Raw genomic sequence first — 17,990 nt, forward strand, 5'->3', positions numbered from 1 at the left:
CGAAAGGAGATAGGAATCATGACGGAGTTTGAACATGAGCAGGAGGACGCGGCCGTCCGTGAACAGCGTCTAGAAACGATTAAACATAAGCTTTCCTTATTACCGGATAAACCTGGTTGTTATATTATGAAAAACCGCGAAGGTACGATCATCTATGTAGGAAAAGCCAAAGTATTGAAGAATCGTGTGCGCTCCTATTTTACAGGAAGCCACAGTGCGAAGACGCAAAAACTAGTCAGCGAAATCCGCGACTTTGAATATATTATCACCTCCTCCAATGTGGAGGCGCTCATTCTTGAGTGCAATCTGATTAAGCAGCATCATCCACGGTATAACGTACTCCTCAAGGATGACAAGACGTTCCCTTACATTAAGATTACACATGAAGCGCAGCCGCGCCTGGAAGTCACGCGGCGGGTATACAAGGATAAGGGGAAATACTTCGGCCCTTACCCGAATGCTTTCGCTGCCCAGCAGACCAAGAAGCTGCTGGACCGGTTGTATCCACTGCGCAAGTGCAAGACGATGCCCGATAAAGTATGCCTATATTATCATATCGGGCAGTGTCTGGCGCCTTGCGAGTATGACGTATCCGCTGAGCAGAACGAGCGGATGGTGCAGGAGATCACCCGTTTCCTGAACGGGGGACACGATGTTATTAAAGAAGAGCTGACGACCAAGATGCTCGCGGCAGCAGAAGAACTGAACTTCGAGCGCGCGAAGGAGCTGCGCGATCATATCATGAGCATCGATGCTTTGATGGAGAAGCAGAAGATCAATGCCGTTGATGCGCAGGACCGTGACGTGTTCGGCTATGCGGTAGATAAGGGCTGGATGGCGGTACATATCCAGTACATGCGTCAAGGCAAGCTGATCGAGCGGCACGTCTCGCTGTTTCCGTATTATGGTGATGAATACAGTGATTTCATCACCTATGTCACGCAGGTCTACATCGACAATCCTGCGCTGCCGAAGGAGATCTTCCTGCCCAGCATGCCTGAGGCCGAAGCGAGCCTTGCCACTGAGGCAGACGTTGCCTCGGCTGAGCAACCCGAGCAGTCCTCTGCGCAAGCGGAGGCTGAAATGAAAGATGTCCGCGAGGCGATGGAATCGTGGCTGAAGGTCAAGGTCCATATCCCGCAGCGCGGACTGAAGAAGCAAATGGTCGATATGGCCAAAGATAACGCCCGCAATGCGCTGGATGAGAAGTTTCGTCTCGTGGAGCGGGACGAAAGCCGGACAACCAAAGCCGTGGAAAACCTCGGCGAATGGCTCGGTATGGGCAAGATTCGCCGGATTGAAGCGTTCGATAACTCGAACATTCAGGGGACGAATCCGGTCTCCGCAATGGTCGTCTTTGTGGACGGGAAGCCCGACCGCAAAGAGTACCGCAAGTACAAAGTGAAGACCGTCGTTGGCCCGGATGATTACGAAACGATGCGCGAGGTCATTCGCCGCAGGTATGAGCGAGTGCTTAAGGACAATCTGACGATGCCGGATCTTATCGTCGTCGATGGAGGCAAAGGGCAAATTTCCGCCGCGGTCGATGTCTTGGAGAATGAACTAGGGCTGTTCATTCCGATTTGCGGTCTAGTGAAGGATGCGAAGCATAAGACGGCGCAGCTCATGATGGGAGATCCTGCAGAGATCATTCCTTTGCCGCGGGACAGTCAGGAATTTTACCTGCTTCAACGGATTCAAGATGAGGTTCATCGCTTCGCCATCACATTCCATCGGGAAACGAGAGCGAAGTCCATGGTTGCCTCACAGCTCGATGCCATCCCTGGTATCGGGGAGAAGCGCAGGAAGGCTCTCTTGAAGCATTTCGGTTCTGTGCGCAAAATAAAAGAGGCCGAAGTACAAGACTTCAAGCCTCTGGGTATAGGTGAGAAATTAGCAGGCGAGATTCTTAAAGCGCTCCAAGGTGAGGCGGCGGTTCCCCAGGAATAAGGGGACCCCGCCTTTTTCCATGCAGCCACGTAAGGAAGTATCCGACGATTGCTGGAAGCAGGAGATATAGGATCCCGCAGAGCACATCGTTTACATGTCCTAAGGAGAAGAGCGACATTCCCATCAGGATGCTGTCCATGCAGGCATGGGCGAAGACGGCGGTAATGAAGCCATACTTGAGGAACACATAACCGAGAATAATGCCAATAATGGTTACTTCGATTAGCCGTGTATAGACCGGATAGATCGGATATTGGGTGTGGCTGGCAGCCCAAATCACACTAGGAATGAGAATCGCAATAAAATTATTGCGGAACAATTTTTTGAATAATAGGATGCCGAGCAACCGGTAAGTGGCTTCTTCCGATATCGCCGCAACCCATGCCATCAAAGGAAAGAGGCGGGGCTGCACCATATTGAGGACGGAATCGGTTGGATCATTCACTGCCCAAACATCAAATTTGACATCCCCTGTATAAAAGAGGACCTGCTGAATGCCGAGGATGAAAAGCGCTAGTAAGTAGCCTCGCCCCATGCCATAAAATACATCTGTCCCATAAGTGTGCTCCTTCCAAGTTGGCCACTTGGGCTGCCCAATCGAATTCCATAGGCCGTTGCCGGCTACTAGAGAAAAGTAGAGCGAAATGGCGAGCCCAACCGCCAGCACATTCATGAAAATGATAGTTGCCCACGTGGTAAACTCATCATTCGGGCCTCCTCCGCTAATTAAACGGAAGGCAGGGTACATATTGAAGTTATTGATGATATAAATGGCTAAGAAAATGGCGGTCAGCAGCAGTCCGCTGCGAAATCTCATTTGTTTGCGATAAATGATAACAAGAACGATGGCGGCAATGGTCATAAGGATTGAGAAGCCCATAGAAATCCAGGTCATCACGGAAGCCGAATGATCCTGGGCATCAAGCCAATCCAGATGTGTTGCCGGTAAGCTGAAGAGAACGGTGTAGCCGACCAAGCTCTTCTCATCATATTGGGTGCGAACTTGTAATTTCGATTCTCCCATAGGCTGAGATTGTTGTTCATAGTATAGAACCAAGCCGGAGTCTTGTTGTTCTCCCTCTTCCTTTTTATCAATCGCCTTCATGTCATCCGGATCAATACCGCGGGCTCGCATTTCCTGCTTGGCCATAATGTCAGCCTTTTGCTTGCTGATAAGCGCGCTTTCGCCTTCAGCATGATAGACCTCACGCCAGCCGATCACGGCGCCGTCCGTGTAGTTGATTTCAACTTCAAACTGACGGTTCTTCTTGGAGTCACTTACGTTCACTTGATAATAGTCTAACGGATAGCGTTTGCCGTATGCCGCGTCATAGCTTTCGGATAAATGCTCCTTTTGCAAATAGCCGCTGCGTTCTTTTTTGGACTGGTACGCTACAAAAGTGTTGGCCCCCTTGATCGCATAGCGCTCGTTAATAAAGGTAGAGGCATGTTCTGCGGCCTGCTGTTTGGTGAGGGAAGGGTTCTCGCCCGCTGGCGCTTCTTCCGTTTGTAAGCCATACAAAGCGGTTATGCCCACATAAAGGGCTATGCCTATACAGGCTAAGAGGATGAGAAATCGGTTTAATTTCGGCCTTGGCATCATTAAGTTCCCTTCTGAATTCACGAGTATGAAACCTTAATTCCACGTTACCATGAGTTTTAAAAGAATGCGAATTTTAGGTGGAAATACAAACCAAACAGTTATATAATACGTATATTTGCATGTGAAGCCGAATGACTTTAGTCTAGCTGGGAACGCTACCGTTGGCAGCATTTGGACATATCGTTTCTATTGGTTCTTACGTATCATATACTAGGAGGTCCTATGCGTAAAAAGTTAAGAGTTTGGCAGATGACACCACCACAAATTCTAGTTCTTGGGTTTGCCATTATTATCTTTATCGGAGCAGGGCTCCTCATGCTACCGATTGCATCGGCGACCGGCCAATCTATACCTTTTATTGATGCGCTTTTTACTTCGACTTCTGCGACCTGCGTGACAGGACTAGTTGTGGTCGATACGGGAAGTACGTATACGATGTTCGGTCAGATCGTTATTGTCTCCTTAATTCAGATTGGCGGACTAGGTTTTATGACGATGGCGACACTGCTTGCCCTTGTTTTCCGCAAAAAAATTACGCTCAAGGAACGATTAGTGCTTCAAGAAGCTTTTAATCAAGGGAGCATGGAAGGCATTGTCCGTTTGATCCGTAAAGTGATTATTTATTCCTTGTCCATCGAAGCGATTGCTGCAGTGATTTTCACGATCCGTTGGAGTTTTGACCTCGGTTTCTCTCAAGCGCTGTACTTCGGCATTTGGCATGCGATATCCATGTTCAATAATGCAGGATTTGATTTATTTGGGACTGTCGATGCTCCTTTCGTTTCCTTAACAGGGTATGCGAATGATTTTGTTGTTAACTTTGTTGCAATGGCCCTCATTGTCTTAGGAGGGCTAGGGTTTGTTGTTCTGTCGGAAGCGATGGATTATCGCAAAACTAGGAAGCTTTCCTTGCACTCCAAGGTTGTACTAAGTACGACTGGCATTCTTATTGTTGCAGGAGCTCTTATCATTTTTATATTCGAATATACGAATAACAGAACTTTAGGTTCTCTTGATTTAGGTGGCAAAATACTTGCTTCCTTCTTTCAATCCGTTGCGCCGAGGACTGCAGGGCCCAATACGGTAGATATTGGCGCGCTTCGTCAGGCATCGCAGTTTTTCATGGTTATTCTGATGTTCATTGGGGCTTCTCCAGGTTCCACGGGTGGCGGTATCAAAACAACGACATTTACCATCCTGATCGCTGCCATAATTACGATGATTCGTGGAAAAGAGGACATCGTTATTTTCCGCTATCGCTTGGCCAAGGACCGCATTCTTAAAGCGATTACCTTAACGATGATTGCCTTATTTCTAGTTATTATTGTTACCATGCTGTTATCGACTACGGAAGATTCGCAGCTGCTCAAAATATTGTTTGAAGTCACTTCCGCGTTCGCGACGGTAGGACTAACGATGGGATTAACGCCAGATTTAACGCTCTTCGGTAAAATTCTCATCAGCTTGACGATGTTTGCCGGGCGTCTCGGCCCGATCACGCTCGCTTATGCGCTTCAGCCGAAACAAGAAAAAGAGCTATATAGATACCCAGAGGGTAAAATCACGATTGGATAGGGGAAGCAATACAAATGAAAAAAACACAATATGTGGTTGTCGGGCTTGGGCGATTTGGATCAAGCATTTCCAAAGAACTCGTTAAGCTGGGCAATGAGGTGCTAGGCATTGATAAGGATGAGGAAAAAGTAGACGAGATGAGCCATACGCTTACGCATGCCGTTGTAGCAGATGCCACAGATGAGGATGTGCTGAAGTCTTTGGGGGTGCGTAACTTTGATTGCGCAGTCGTAGCGATTGGGGACGACATTCAGTCCAGTATTTTGACAGCAATTGTACTGAAAGATTTAGGGATCAAGAAGGTTGTAGCCAAAGCACTGTCTGAATTGCATGGGAAAGTTTTGCAAAAGCTAGGGGTTGACCGCGTTATCTATCCCGAGCGTGACATGGGAATTCGCGTAGCCCACCAGCTCAATTCACCGAACTTATTAGATTATATTGAAATTTCTAAAGATTATACGATTGCCGAACTCTCCGTTCCGAAAAGGCTGTGCGGGCGCACGATTAAACAATTAGATCCTCGTGCCAAATACGGCTGCAGTGTTGTAGCGATTAACAAGCAATCTGGCGTTATTATTGCGCCTACGGCTACCGATGTTGTGAATGAAAATGATGTCATGGTAATCATCGGAACGAACGATCAAATTGAAGAATTCGAAAGTGAAGTTATCCGATAAATGGAGAATTCAACTTCCCATCTCATTGAACATGTCATTGTGCTGCTCGTGCTCATTTTCGGATTAGGAATGTTGTTCGGTAAGGCGGCAAACTGGCTTAAACTGCCTGATGTTGCTATGTTTCTTGTGGCAGGGATGATTGCGGGACAAACTTTTCATTGGATTTATGAACCAAGCACGTCTTTTACGAATCAATTCATTCTCGTTATCGGTTCTGCGCTAATTCTCTTTGACGGGGGTCGCAACATTAAGCTTACTGGTTTGCGGCAAGTCTGGCTTACTGTCGGTATGCTGAGCATTCCGGGAGTGATTATTACCTGCGTAGCAGTTGCAGCGGCTTCGCATTTCCTTCTGGATTTGCCATGGCTGTATGCTTTGCTGCTTGGTGCGATTATTGCTTCAACAGATCCAGCAACGCTCATCCCCGTGTTCAAACAAGTCAAAATCCGTACTAAAGTTAGAGAGACTGTGGAAAGTGAATCGGCATTTAATGATGCGACAGCTTCCATTTTGACTTTTTCGCTAATTGCTATCATCTTAGGCACGAAGGAAGTTTCCTTGCTTTCAGGCACGCTCGATTTTGTTAAAACAGCACTTGGAGGCCTGCTGCTTGGAGCAATTATCGGCTATGTGATGACCTTTCTAACAGCCCATTTGAAACTTGGCATGCTGAGGGATTACGCAACTATCGCGATGGTCGTTACATCGTTAGGAGCTTATATGGCAGGAGAAGTCCTCGGCGTTAGCGGTTTTATGGCGACCTTTACAGCGGGGCTGATCTGGGGGAATGCCGGTACCTTCAAACTCGATATGGAAGATAAACGGCATGAAATGGAGCATTTTTCCGAAAATATAACGGTTATCATGCGGATGCTGATCTTCATTCTTCTAGGCAGTCAAGTGAATTTCCCAGTGATTCTCGAGCATTTTTGGACGAGTCTGGGTGTCATCTTCGTATTTGTCTTTATTGCGCGTCCGCTGACGGTACTGATCTGTACGTGGCCAGACCGTAAAGCGAAATGGAAGTGGAATGAAATCATCTTCATGTTCTGGGTTCGTGAAACAGGTGTAATTCCGGCGGCGTTATGCGGGATGGTGGCAGGTATGGGGATTGCACACAGTGACCTTATTGCAAGTGTTACTTTTATGGCTGTGCTAATCACCATCCTTATCCAAGCAAGCACAACGGCTTTTGTGGCGAAAAAGCTGGGACTTGAAGTCAAGTCGGACGGGCCGGAGAGCTCATAGGTCCGTCTTGTAGGTCTCAACGAGAGAATTTCGAGGCGAAGGTGGACTCTGACATGTATAAAGTATTAATAATCGAAGATGATCCTATGATTGGCGATATGATCTCCATGTATTTGGGCGAAGAAGGCTTTGAGGTCATTCGGATGGAGACGGGGCAAAAAGGGATTGAAGCCGTCAAGCAGTTTGCCCCTGACGTTATTTTGCTGGATCTGATGCTGCCAGATATGGACGGACTTGAACTGTGCAGGCAGGTGCGAACTACGTCGCGTGTCCCGATTATGATTGTCTCGATGAGGAATAAAGTGGTTGAGCGGGTGGCTGCTCTGGGGGCTGGAGCGGATGACTACATGTGTAAGCCGTTCAGTATGCATGAAATGAGCGCTAGAGTCCATGCTTTGATCCGCCGCTCCCGTTTTTATCAATATGCTAGTGAAAACGCACGGGTGAACCCACCGGCACGCCAAGATGTAAAATCAGAAACAGATGAGGCGCTGCTGGCGGATAAAAACAAGATTATCCTGGATATCCAAACTCGCTCCATGATTGTTCAGGGGCAGCTTGTCGAGACGACCTATTCGGAGTTTGAAATCATGAAATGTTTCGTCAATCATCCTGGCCGTGTCTATACGCGTGAGGATTTACTGCAAACCGTCCGGGGCTTCGATTCCTATGTCACCGATCGCGCAATTGATGTGCATATTGCCAATCTTCGCAAAAAAATCGAAGATAATCCCAAAGAGCCTAGACGGATCCGAACGGTATGGGGCGTGGGTTATAAGTTTGTTTATTAGTTTGAAAAGAACCTCTAACTATGCTCGAGAACCCGAGTAAATTAGAGGTTTATTTGTGGCCAGCAAAATAGCCGATCGTTTGTTCGATGAATTTAAGGGACTCCGGGTTATCTGTCGCTTGGTCGGAGTAGATCAGCGAGGTAGTTCGTTTCGTTTGCTCCAATTCCACTAGATAGCGCAAAATTAATTCATTATTCTGAATTAAATCTTCTCGCAGATATGACTTAGGAAGCAGCGTCGCTGTTTTGCAGGTAGACACGAGTCGGATGATCGCCTCGAAGGAATCGATTTCCATTTGGACATTAGGAAGAATCGTATACCGATGGAATAGCTCATCCATCAAGATGCGATACCAGGTGCCTTTGGAGAAGAGGATCATCGGCAGATCATTCAAATCACTCATCGTAATCTTGGCCCGATCGATGAATGGGTGCCCCAGCGGAAGAACCAGACAAAGGTGATCATCGAACAACGGCTCGCAGTGCAGGCTCGATGCATTGATTTGGGATGCGACAATACCGATGTCGACCTTATTTTCCTTGACTAAGGTCACAATTTCATGCGTTTTGCCCGTTAGCAGTTTAATCTCCGTGAGTGGGTAAACCTTCAAGTAATGTGTAATCAGATCCGGCAATGTAGCTTGCAAGGTTGTTAAACTGGCCCCAACCGTAATTGAAGAATGGGTGCCTGCAGATTTGTACATTTGAAGGGTTTGCTTAAATTTTCGTTCCAGATGGCGAAGCTCGAGCGCATGGTCGTAGCAGATCTGCCCTGCTTTGGTCAGCTCAAGACGCTTCCCTTTGCGGATGAATAGTTCCACGCCCAGCTCTTCTTCCAGCTTCATCATTTTGCGTGAAAGAGCGGGTTGTGAGATATTAAGCAGCTGAGATGCTTTATTCAGACTCACTTGTTCGACAACAACAGCGAAAACATCCAAGAGTTCCATGTTTTTTTCAACTCCGCATTCATTTGTATATGCAAATTTGTTATAAGTATATATAAAAAAACGGCACTTCCATTATAAGCGTATTAGAGGTACGATGTACATGTCACTTTTTATTCACATTTATTGGACGACAGTGTATATTCGCTCACTAATTAGGCGTAAAATAGGCGTGGATGAATATGGGTTGACGCTCGTTTGCGGCGAGAGTAGAATGGTATGTGGCTTGTTTTGTCAGAACATGTCGGATCGTATTTATGAAATTTTGTTGAGGGGGGAATTGGTTACATTATGAGTAATTCGTATTACTTTCGAAAGATCCACTCTTTGCTTGGTGTAATTCCGGTGGGCTTCTTCCTTATTGAGCATTTGCTCACTAACTATGAAGCAACGAAGGGTCCTCAAGCATTTGTAGATCAAATTAACTGGTTGAACGGTCTGCCGTTGGTCCTGCTGTTAGAAATCGTGGGAATCTGGCTTCCGCTTCTTTATCATGCCGTTTATGGACTTTATGTGGCTTATCAAGCACGTAATAACGTCTCGAACTACAGCTACTTCCGTAACCAAATGTTTATGCTTCAACGGGTAACTGGCGTTATTACATTCCTGTTCATAGCTTGGCATTTGTTCGAGACTCGTCTGCAAGTTGCACTAGGCAATGTTGCACACGAAAATCTCGGTATGACGATGCATGACATTGCGACGAATCCAGTTGTGTTTACGTTATATGTAATTGGTATCGTTTCAGCAACATTCCATTTCTGCAATGGTTTATGGTCATTCCTAGTTAGCTGGGGAATTACAGTTGGACCTCGCGCACAACGTTACTCTTCCATTATTTGGATGGTGTTGTTCGTGGTGATGTCCGTGATGTTTATTATGTCTTTGACTGCATTTACAGATACTCAATTTCAAGTTCCGGTAGAAGCGAGTACGGGGCATTAAGGGAGGGTGAACAGAAGTGGCTAATTCGAAAATCATCGTCGTTGGCGGAGGCCTTGCGGGACTCATGGCGACAATTAAGGCAGCGGAGGCCGGGGTTCACGTGCAATTGTTCTCCTTGGTACCTGTTAAACGTTCCCACTCCGTATGTGCGCAAGGCGGCATTAACGGTGCGGTGAATACAAAAGGTGAAGGGGACTCCACATGGGAGCACTTTGACGATACAGTTTATGGTGGGGATTTCCTAGCGAATCAACCGCCTGTTAAAGCATTATGTGATGCAGCACCAGGCATCATTCACTTGATGGACCGTATGGGTGTTATGTTCAACCGTACACCAGAAGGTCTTCTTGATTTCCGCCGTTTCGGCGGAACGAAATATCACCGTACGGCATTTGCGGGTGCAACGACAGGGCAACAGCTTCTGTATGCACTTGATGAGCAAGTACGCCGCTGGGAAACAGCAGGTCTCGTAACGAAGTTTGAGCACTGGGAATTCCTCGGTTCCGTTCTGGATGAAGAGAATGTCTGCCGTGGTATTGCGGCTCAAGATCTGCGCAGCATGGAAATTCAAACATTCCCGGCTGACGCTGTTATTCTGGCAACAGGCGGCCCTGGTATTATCTTTGGTAAAACGACGAACTCCGTCATTAACACAGGTACGGCAGCAAGTGCTGTTTACCAACAAGGCGTTAAATATGCGAATGGTGAAATGATTCAAATTCACCCGACGGCGATTCCGGGCGATGACAAGCTTCGCTTGATGTCAGAGTCCGCACGTGGTGAAGGCGGTCGTATTTGGACTTACAAAGACGGGAAGCCTTGGTACTTCCTTGAAGAGAAATATCCGGCGTACGGAAACTTGGTGCCTCGTGATATCGCAACGCGCGAAATTTTCTCCGTATGTATCGATCAGAAGCTTGGTATTAACGGTGAAAACATGGTTTACCTTGACCTTTCTCATAAAGATCCAAAAGAGCTTGATATCAAGCTTGGCGGTATCATGGAGATCTACGAGAAGTTCATGGGTGATGATCCACGTAAAATCCCAATGAAAATTTTCCCAGCGGTTCACTATTCGATGGGCGGTATGTGGGTTGACTACAACATGATGACGAACATCCCAGGCTTGTTCGCTGCGGGTGAGTGCGAGTATCAGCATCACGGTGCAAACCGTTTGGGCGCGAACTCCCTTGTTTCGGCCATCTATGACGGTATGGTTTCCGGTCCTAAAGCGGTTGAGTATATTCGCGGCCTAGAGAAGCATGCGGATGATACCTCTTCCATCGTGTTCGATCGTGAGAAGAAACGTCACCAAGATCGCTACGAGAACTTGCTCAAAATGAACAACGGGACAGAAAATGCTTATGTTCTGCACAAAGAACTAGGCGACATGATGAATGCGAATATGACGGTTGTTCGTTACAATGATCGTCTTGAAGATACAATCAGCAAAATCAAGGATATGAAAGAAAGATACAACAACATCAATATCACAGATACAGCTCGTTGGAACAACCAAGGGGTTGCGTTCACACGCCAACTCTGGAACATGTTTGAACTTGCTGAAGCAATGACGGTTGGTGCATTAATGCGTAACGAAAGCCGTGGCGCGCACTACAAACCTGATTTCCCTGAACGTGATGATGATAACTTCATGAAAACAACGATTGCCGATTGGACGCCAGAAGGTCCGAAAATCAGCTATGAAGAAATTGATGTATCTTTGATTGCACCGCGGAAACGTGATTACTCCACGGAGAAGAAAAAGGGAGGACATTAATCATGGCTGAGACACTAAGCGCACAGAAAACCGTGAAGTTTATCGTGACTCGTCAAGAGAGTCCGGATTCTAAGCCTTATACAGAGGAATTCGAAGTTCCTTATCGTCCCAATATGAACGTCATCAGCGGTTTGATGGAAGTGCAACGTAATCCTAAGAACGCACGTGGTGATAAAACAACGCCAGTATGTTGGGAATCCAACTGTCTGGAGGAAGTTTGTGGAGCTTGCTCCATGGTTATTAACGGCAAGCCGCGTCAAGCTTGTTCGGCTCTGATCGACAAGCTGGAGCAGCCAGTACGCGTAGCTCCGATGAGCACGTTCCCTGTTATGCGTGACCTTGTCATCGACCGTGGACGCATGTTCAACGCTTTGAAGAAGGTCAAAGCATGGGTTCCGATTGACGGAACGTATGATCTTGGACCAGGACCGCGTATGGCGGAGTCGAAGCGTCAATGGGCATACGAGCTGTCCAAATGTATGACATGTGGTGTATGTCTAGAAGCTTGTCCGAACGTGAACGACAAGAACTCTTTCATCGGGCCATCTGCGCTTTCCCAAGTTCGTTTGTTCAATGCTCATCCAACAGGTGAAATGAACAAAGACGAGCGTTTGGATACGCTGATGACAGATGGCGGTATCGAAGGCTGCGGTAACTCGCAGAACTGCGTACGCTCTTGTCCGAAAGGCATTCCGCTGACGACTTCCATCGCAGCATTGAATGCAGACACAACGAAACATTTGTTCAAGAAATGGTTAGGCGTGTAAGAGTAAGAATAAAGCCCGATACCCTGAGCGACAGGGTGTCGGGCTTTTGTGCATACAGGGGTTAGTTTGCTGGGGGAAGCGCGTTCGTCTCCGCCCAATCAGCGTTATCTATAGGGGAAGTCTGGAGAGGATGGTGGGTTGCCGGCTGTTCCTGGCTTGATACCGGAGAAGGAACTGTTCCTGTTTTTGACGGAGCAGCCATGCTAATATCTAACATACTCAAGTGGAAATGAATCGAATACATCGTCTGCACCTCCATAACAGTTGTTATTATGTAATATATTATTACACAATTGAGTGAATTGACAACAAAATAATTATTTGTGTTATGTATATTGACATAAGTCTAGGATGTAAGTATGATAAAGACAAATGTAAGAGTTGGTTACAACCTCATAGCAAACTTGTTTTCTAGGGTTCCGCGGCAGATGAAGGCTGTCGGTCTGGTCCAAGAGAAGACACACGGTGAAGTTCATCGTGCACACGGAGGGATAAAAGCCCGGGAGGATATCAGAATATGATATCGTTCCGGGTTTTTCTTTTTACCAGTTTAAATGGAGAGGGAGAATCAGAATGAGAAAAAAAATGGTATTTCTGATGATGGCGTTGTTACTCGCTTTTACGGTAGTGAGCGGATGCACGAGCAAGGAGGCAGCAAGCACGGCAGCAGGTGGCAGTGATCAGCCCATTAAATTGGCGCTCAGTCCATGGCCGGGTTGGTTTGTTTGGTATTTGGTGAAGGAAAAGGGGTTCTTTGAGAAAAATGGCGTGAAGGTTGATCTTGTTTGGTTCCCTGTCTACAGCGACTCCTTATCCGCCCTTGCGTCAGGTAAAGTCGATGCGAATAGTCAAACCTTAAGTGATACGCTTGCTCCTGCAAGTAAAGGGATTCCACTCAAGGCGGTGCTTGTGAATGATAACTCCAATGGTGGAGATGGCGTCGTAGTAAAGCCTAACATCAATTCCTTACAGGAGTTAAAAGGGAAGAAAGTGGCAACGGAGCTAGGGACGGTTGATCATCTACTCATGCTAACCGCGCTGGAGAAGGCGGGCCTCGCTGAGAAAGACGTCTCTTACACCAACATGACGGTTAACGATGCAGGACCTGCTTTCATCTCAGGCAATCTGGACGGTGCCGTGCTGTGGGAGCCATTCCTGAGCAAAGCGATTCAAGAGGGCAAAGGCAAGCTGTTATTTTCCTCCAAGGATACACCGGGACTCATTCCTGATCTGCTCGTATTTAAGGAAGAAATCACCAAAAATCGTCCGGAAGACGTAAAGAAAATTCTTAATGCCTGGTTCGATGCGCTGGACTACTGGAAAGCTAATCCGGAAGAGTCTCTACAAATTATGGCGAAGGCGGCAGAAACGCCAGTTGATGAATATAAAGCTGGAGTCGACAGCGTGAAAATATTTCAGCTGGAAGATAATGTGAAAGCTTTCCAAAAAGGTGACTCCTATAGCTCCCTGCATTATACATCCCAGAAAACAGCCGAGTTCTTGAAAGGCTTGGAGATGCTGACAACCATACCGAAGGCTGAAAGCTTCTTGGACGGACATTTTGTCGAAGAAGTGATGAAGGAACGCAAGAAATAACAGGTGAGTGAGAGGTGCTCTATGGAAACGGCTATGAAAAAAAGACGCAAATCCACGTTGTTTGCCATACGAGGCGACATCAATCGTAAAACGTATGTTTCAGGCATTGTTCTCATCATATGTTTGGTAATAGCTTTTTGGAGTGTGCTTAGCTATGGCAATATGGTTAATCGAACATTTTTGCCTACACCGGATCAAGTGCTTCGCCAATTTGCCATTCAGCTGCAGAGCTCCGTATTCTGGCATCATGTCGGTATGAGTATTTTCCGTGTTGGGGCGGGTTTCTTGCTTGCTTGTTTGCTGGGTATACCGCTTGGTATTCTGGCGGGTACCTTTCGCTTTGCGGAAGCGCTGCTCGTTCCTCCGACCGAATTTATTCGCTATATGCCGGCAACGGCGTTCATTCCTTTAATTATGGTTTGGGCCGGAATTGGGGAATGGGCGAAGGTCATCGTCATCTTCATCGGCTGCTTCTTCCAGCTCATGCTGATGGTGGCAGACAATACGCGATCGGTTTCTAACGATTTGCTGCAAACCTCCTACACCCTTGGCGCGAATCGCTGGCAAGTCATTGAGAAGGTGCTCATCCCGGCATTGCTGCCTGATTTGATGAACACCTTACGTCTGATCATTGGCTGGGCGTGGACGTATCTCGTCGTGGCAGAGCTGGTTGCGGCGAGCAGCGGGCTTGGGTTCTCCATCATGAAGGCGCAACGGTTTCTGAATACGGATCAAATCTTCGTGGGCATTATCGCGATCGGCTTGCTCGGATTGATGACGGACCGCACGTTTGCTTACTGTCACCGCCGATTTTTCCCATGGCTGGAAGGAGGACGTTAACTAATGCGAGTACAACAACAAGCCCTACATATCGAACCTTCGCATGAAAAAGAAATGAAAATGAGCAAGATTATGGCTTCCGATGTTACGAAAGTGTACAGTTCGAAGAAGTCGCAGTTCGTTGCGCTGGATCGAGTTTCCTTCCATGTTGATGCCCATGAGTTTGTGAGTTTTGTTGGTCCATCGGGCTGCGGGAAGTCTTCTCTCTTGCGAATCCTCGCAGGTTTAGAGACGATGACAACGGGATCTCTGAGCATTTCGGGGCATGAGATTGATGGTCCTGGCGCTGATCGCGGAATGGTGTTCCAGTCCTACACGCTTTTCCCTTGGCTTTCTGTGCGGGAAAACATCGAGTTCGGACTGACGCTGAAGGGTGTTCCTATTTTCGAAAAAAGAGCCATATCCGATCACTTCATGGAGCTTGTCGGCTTGCATAAGTTCGCCAGAGCGCTGCCGAAGGAGCTCTCCGGCGGGATGAAGCAGCGGGTGGCGATTGCAAGAGCACTCGCCAACAATCCGGAAGTACTGCTGATGGATGAGCCCTTTGGGGCGCTCGATCCGCAGACCAAAAATGCCATGCAGGAGCTGCTGCTGCGCATCTGGGAGAAAGAAAAGACAACCGTCGTCTTCATTACGCACGATATCGAGGAGGCGATCTTCCTTTCCCAACGTGTATATGTGATGCAGGCGCATCCGGGCACAATTCGCAAGGAAATCGTAATTCCACCCGGTTTACGGGACGTGGAAGATGTGAAGGATTCCGAGTCTTTCCTAAAGTTGAAAAAGCAGATTATTTCCCTGATTGGACATCATGAGGAATGAATAGAAACTTGGCCGTTATAGCGGTCAAGTTTTTTTGTTGGACGGATAGCTGGACATTCTCTGGAGAATTTACTTTTACTGTTCTAATTGACGAGAGATTGGCTTATCGATAGAATAAATGAAAGTGATTCATAAATGAGGGAAATTATGTGAACAGAAGTAAGCAGCCCACAATTGTCGATGTAGCCTCGGAAGCCGGCGTTTCCATTGCTACCGTATCGAATGTTATTAATCGCAGAAAGGTGCCAATGGCGCCCGAAACGATTCGCAAAGTGGAAGAGGCCGTTGTTCGGCTAGGCTACCGCCGGAATGTGATGGCGACGAATTTAAGCCGTCGCAGGTCGTACGAGCTTGGGCTAATCATTCCGCATTTTGGCGGCTATTATGGCCGTTTTGCGGAGAAGCTGGAGCAGAAAGTGCATCATTTTGGCTACCATTTATCCATCTTTTCGGCGGCTGGCATGGATCCGGAGATTGAGCAGCGCCATCTGGAGCATTTGTTGCAGCGCAGAGTAGACGGCTTGGTGAGCCATGGATTGGCGATGAGCATGCATTCTACGCAGCAGTTGGTCGGAGAGGGCACCCCCCTTGTCATCTTCAATGGGTGGGGATGGCCGAGTGAAATTGTCAAATTGGCGGTTAATTTGGATTTTGCAAAAGCGTCTTCTGAAGCCGTACAGCATTTTCTTAAGAATGGCTGCCGTTCTGTGATTTATGCAGGCAGAAGCAAGGGAATGGGAGCTAACGAACAGCGTATCGAGGGATTTATGGCAGGGTTAAGCGATCGTGGAGAATCCACTGTGCATGCGCTTTTGGATGCTGGCGAGCTTGGAATAGCCGGTACGCTTGATGAGGCGCTGCGCTTAAGCGGTGATTTAAGGCCAATCGGAATCTATACGTTTAATGATGCGTTAGCGCTTGAATTGTTGGCTGTGTGCCATGAACGAGGGATCTCTGTACCTGAAGAAATACAGCTCATCGGGATGGATAATGAGTTTTATTCGAGGTCAAGCTTCCCGTCCATTACCAGCTTTGAGATGCCGGTTGATTTGCAAACCAGCCTGGTGGCCGCTTTCCTCATGCGACAAATCGGGGAAGATTTGGACGAGGAGAACACGCAGCTGCTTGAGGAATATTTGCCTCGTGTGACGGGGCATGAGCTGTTTATTGATCTAGAGATGATCGAACGGAAATCTTCAGGAAAATAAGAAAGACCATTGATCACTTGGTGTGAGGGATCGATGGTCTTTGTTTTTTGTTTTATGGATTAGAGGAGTGGCAAGGAGCTGGAAGATGAGTTAATGCGGTTCTGATGCATCAAGAACGCTTTGCCATACTCCCCATGCGGATTTATTTCGGCATGCTCAATTTGAATAGTGGCATGCTCGATGCCGTATTTACTTTTGAGCGTTTCATTGATGGCCAGAATCACGCAGAACGGTTGAATGTTGGGACTGATGAACACATGGGCTGTTAAAGAGTAATGGTCTGTCGAAACGGCCCAAAGATGCATTTCATGCACATCCTCGACGCCTTCCACAGAGGCAATCTGCTTGCGAATTTCGTCCAGGTTATAACGCTCCGGCACGGATTCCATTAGAATCAGATAGGATTCACGAATGATTTTGCTGCCACCGATGAAAATAATGCCGCCAATCACCATGGAGATGAGAGGGTCAAATATGAGCAATCCAGAATAGTAAATAATAATGGAAGATACAATGACGCCAACCGAGCTGAGCAGATCGCCAAAAAAGTGCCAAAGGGCGCTTTTGACATTCAGATTATCCTCTTCCTTCACGCTGTTATGGAGCACCAAAGTGAGCACCAGATTAACGATGAAACCGATCGAAGCAATCCCTAACATGAGGCCAAGCTGGATCGGCTGGGGATGAATCATGCGCTGAATGCCTTCAAAGAAGATTCCTAAGGCGATTACGCAGAGGGCGAGGCCGTTAAGGAAAGAAGCGATAATCTCAAACCGAAGGAACCCAAACGTGAATCGTGCATTCGGCTGCCTGGTTGCAAGGTGCAGGGCAATCATACTTAAACCTAGAGCGATGACGTCCGAGATCATATGGGCGGAATCCGAAAGCAGCGCGAGTGAATTCGAGAGCACCCCGCCGACAATTTCTACAATGGTGAAAAAGGCAGTCAACAGGAGGGTAATCCACAATGTTTTTCTAGATTTTGTCTGTACTTTTACGTGATCAAGATGGTGGTAGTCGTATTCCGTATTCATACGATCCCTCCTTATTTATAATAATTCTAATTTAATTATTATTATATGCTAGGGAGAGGGAAGGTGCAACACTTTTAGGTTTATTTACACATTAAACACAATTTCTGTGGAGAGTATAGAATATATAAAGCGTTTTCTATTTTGTAACATAAATGAAATATTCCTGTTATGGTTTCATAATGTTTGGCGGGTATTATAATAAGCAAGACCC

The 17,990-nt window shown here is 47.1% G+C and carries 16 protein-coding genes and 1 riboswitch; of the genes, 12 read left to right on the plus strand and 4 right to left on the minus strand.

The features are described from left to right. Nucleotides 1-18: 18 nt before the first annotated feature. Nucleotides 19-1,950 (plus strand): excinuclease ABC subunit UvrC, encoded by a 1,932-nt coding sequence (gene uvrC, locus AC58VC_RS31095; RefSeq protein ID WP_497374633.1) that lies wholly within the window; start codon nt 19-21, stop codon nt 1,948-1,950. Here uvrC and AC58VC_RS31100 read toward each other — a convergent pair. After that, nucleotides 1,910-3,574, minus strand: a complete 1,665-nt coding sequence (locus tag AC58VC_RS31100; RefSeq protein WP_497374635.1) for a CPBP family intramembrane glutamic endopeptidase — start codon at nt 3,572-3,574, stop codon at nt 1,910-1,912. The two genes, uvrC and AC58VC_RS31100, sit on opposite strands and share 41 nt — an antisense overlap. A gap of 201 nt (nt 3,575-3,775) precedes the next feature. On the opposite strand from AC58VC_RS31100, the gene AC58VC_RS31105 reads away from it, so the two are divergent. The 4 genes from AC58VC_RS31105 to AC58VC_RS31120 are packed head-to-tail and all read left to right on the plus strand — an operon-like array spanning nt 3,776 to nt 7,844. Beyond that, on the plus strand, nt 3,776-5,128 hold the full coding sequence (locus AC58VC_RS31105) for a TrkH family potassium uptake protein (RefSeq protein ID WP_497374637.1): 1,353 nt from the start codon (nt 3,776-3,778) through the stop codon (nt 5,126-5,128). Between the two features lie 14 nt (nt 5,129-5,142). Next, nucleotides 5,143-5,805, plus strand: a complete 663-nt coding sequence (locus tag AC58VC_RS31110) for a potassium channel family protein (RefSeq protein WP_497374639.1) — start codon at nt 5,143-5,145, stop codon at nt 5,803-5,805. Then, a complete protein-coding gene (locus AC58VC_RS31115) occupies nt 5,806-7,053 on the plus strand; it encodes a cation:proton antiporter (protein WP_497374641.1) in 1,248 nt (415 codons plus the stop codon). 53 nt (nt 7,054-7,106) lie between these two features. After that, nucleotides 7,107-7,844, plus strand: a complete 738-nt coding sequence (locus tag AC58VC_RS31120; RefSeq protein ID WP_497374643.1) for a response regulator transcription factor — start codon at nt 7,107-7,109, stop codon at nt 7,842-7,844. Between the two features lie 49 nt (nt 7,845-7,893). Here the strand turns inward: AC58VC_RS31120 and AC58VC_RS31125 are convergent, their stop codons facing one another. After that, nucleotides 7,894-8,790, minus strand: a complete 897-nt coding sequence (locus AC58VC_RS31125; protein WP_497374645.1) for a LysR family transcriptional regulator — start codon at nt 8,788-8,790, stop codon at nt 7,894-7,896. Between the two features lie 285 nt (nt 8,791-9,075). On the opposite strand from AC58VC_RS31125, the gene AC58VC_RS31130 reads away from it, so the two are divergent. The 3 genes from AC58VC_RS31130 to sdhB are packed head-to-tail and all read left to right on the plus strand — an operon-like array spanning nt 9,076 to nt 12,279. Then, nucleotides 9,076-9,732 (plus strand): succinate dehydrogenase cytochrome b558 subunit, encoded by a 657-nt coding sequence (locus tag AC58VC_RS31130; protein ID WP_497374736.1) that lies wholly within the window; start codon nt 9,076-9,078, stop codon nt 9,730-9,732. A 16-nt stretch (nt 9,733-9,748) separates the two neighbouring features. Next, nucleotides 9,749-11,512, plus strand: coding sequence for a succinate dehydrogenase flavoprotein subunit (gene sdhA, locus AC58VC_RS31135; RefSeq protein ID WP_497374647.1), 1,764 nt, complete (start codon nt 9,749-9,751; stop codon nt 11,510-11,512). A gap of 2 nt (nt 11,513-11,514) precedes the next feature. Beyond that, on the plus strand, nt 11,515-12,279 hold the full coding sequence (gene sdhB, locus AC58VC_RS31140) for a succinate dehydrogenase iron-sulfur subunit (protein ID WP_145666837.1): 765 nt from the start codon (nt 11,515-11,517) through the stop codon (nt 12,277-12,279). Between the two features lie 61 nt (nt 12,280-12,340). On the opposite strand, the gene AC58VC_RS31145 is transcribed toward sdhB, so the two are convergent. Continuing rightward, nucleotides 12,341-12,523 carry a hypothetical protein gene (locus AC58VC_RS31145; protein WP_497374649.1) on the minus strand — a complete coding sequence of 61 codons (183 nt, stop codon included), beginning with the start codon at nt 12,521-12,523 and terminating at the stop codon, nt 12,341-12,343. Between the two features lie 156 nt (nt 12,524-12,679). After that, a riboswitch (guanidine-I (ykkC/yxkD leader) is annotated at nt 12,680-12,787 on the plus strand. Nucleotides 12,788-12,852: 65 nt separating this feature from the next. On the opposite strand from AC58VC_RS31145, the gene AC58VC_RS31150 reads away from it, so the two are divergent. From AC58VC_RS31150 to AC58VC_RS31165, 4 genes are all read left to right on the plus strand, one after another. Then, a complete protein-coding gene (locus AC58VC_RS31150) occupies nt 12,853-13,875 on the plus strand; it encodes an ABC transporter substrate-binding protein (protein ID WP_497374651.1) in 1,023 nt (340 codons plus the stop codon). 33 nt (nt 13,876-13,908) lie between these two features. Further along, nucleotides 13,909-14,715, plus strand: a complete 807-nt coding sequence (locus AC58VC_RS31155; RefSeq protein WP_497374653.1) for an ABC transporter permease — start codon at nt 13,909-13,911, stop codon at nt 14,713-14,715. A 3-nt stretch (nt 14,716-14,718) separates the two neighbouring features. Next, the gene (locus AC58VC_RS31160) at nt 14,719-15,537 is read left to right on the plus strand and encodes an ABC transporter ATP-binding protein (protein WP_497374655.1); all 819 of its coding nucleotides are present in this window, start codon (nt 14,719-14,721) and stop codon (nt 15,535-15,537) included. A gap of 149 nt (nt 15,538-15,686) precedes the next feature. Further along, nucleotides 15,687-16,745, plus strand: coding sequence for a LacI family DNA-binding transcriptional regulator (locus tag AC58VC_RS31165; protein ID WP_497374657.1), 1,059 nt, complete (start codon nt 15,687-15,689; stop codon nt 16,743-16,745). Nucleotides 16,746-16,804: 59 nt separating this feature from the next. On the opposite strand, the gene AC58VC_RS31170 is transcribed toward AC58VC_RS31165, so the two are convergent. Further along, nucleotides 16,805-17,779, minus strand: a complete 975-nt coding sequence (locus AC58VC_RS31170; protein ID WP_497374659.1) for a cation diffusion facilitator family transporter — start codon at nt 17,777-17,779, stop codon at nt 16,805-16,807. Nucleotides 17,780-17,990: the final 211 nt, after the last annotated feature.

The sequence above is a fragment of the Paenibacillus sp. J22R67 genome (genome assembly GCF_059692175.1).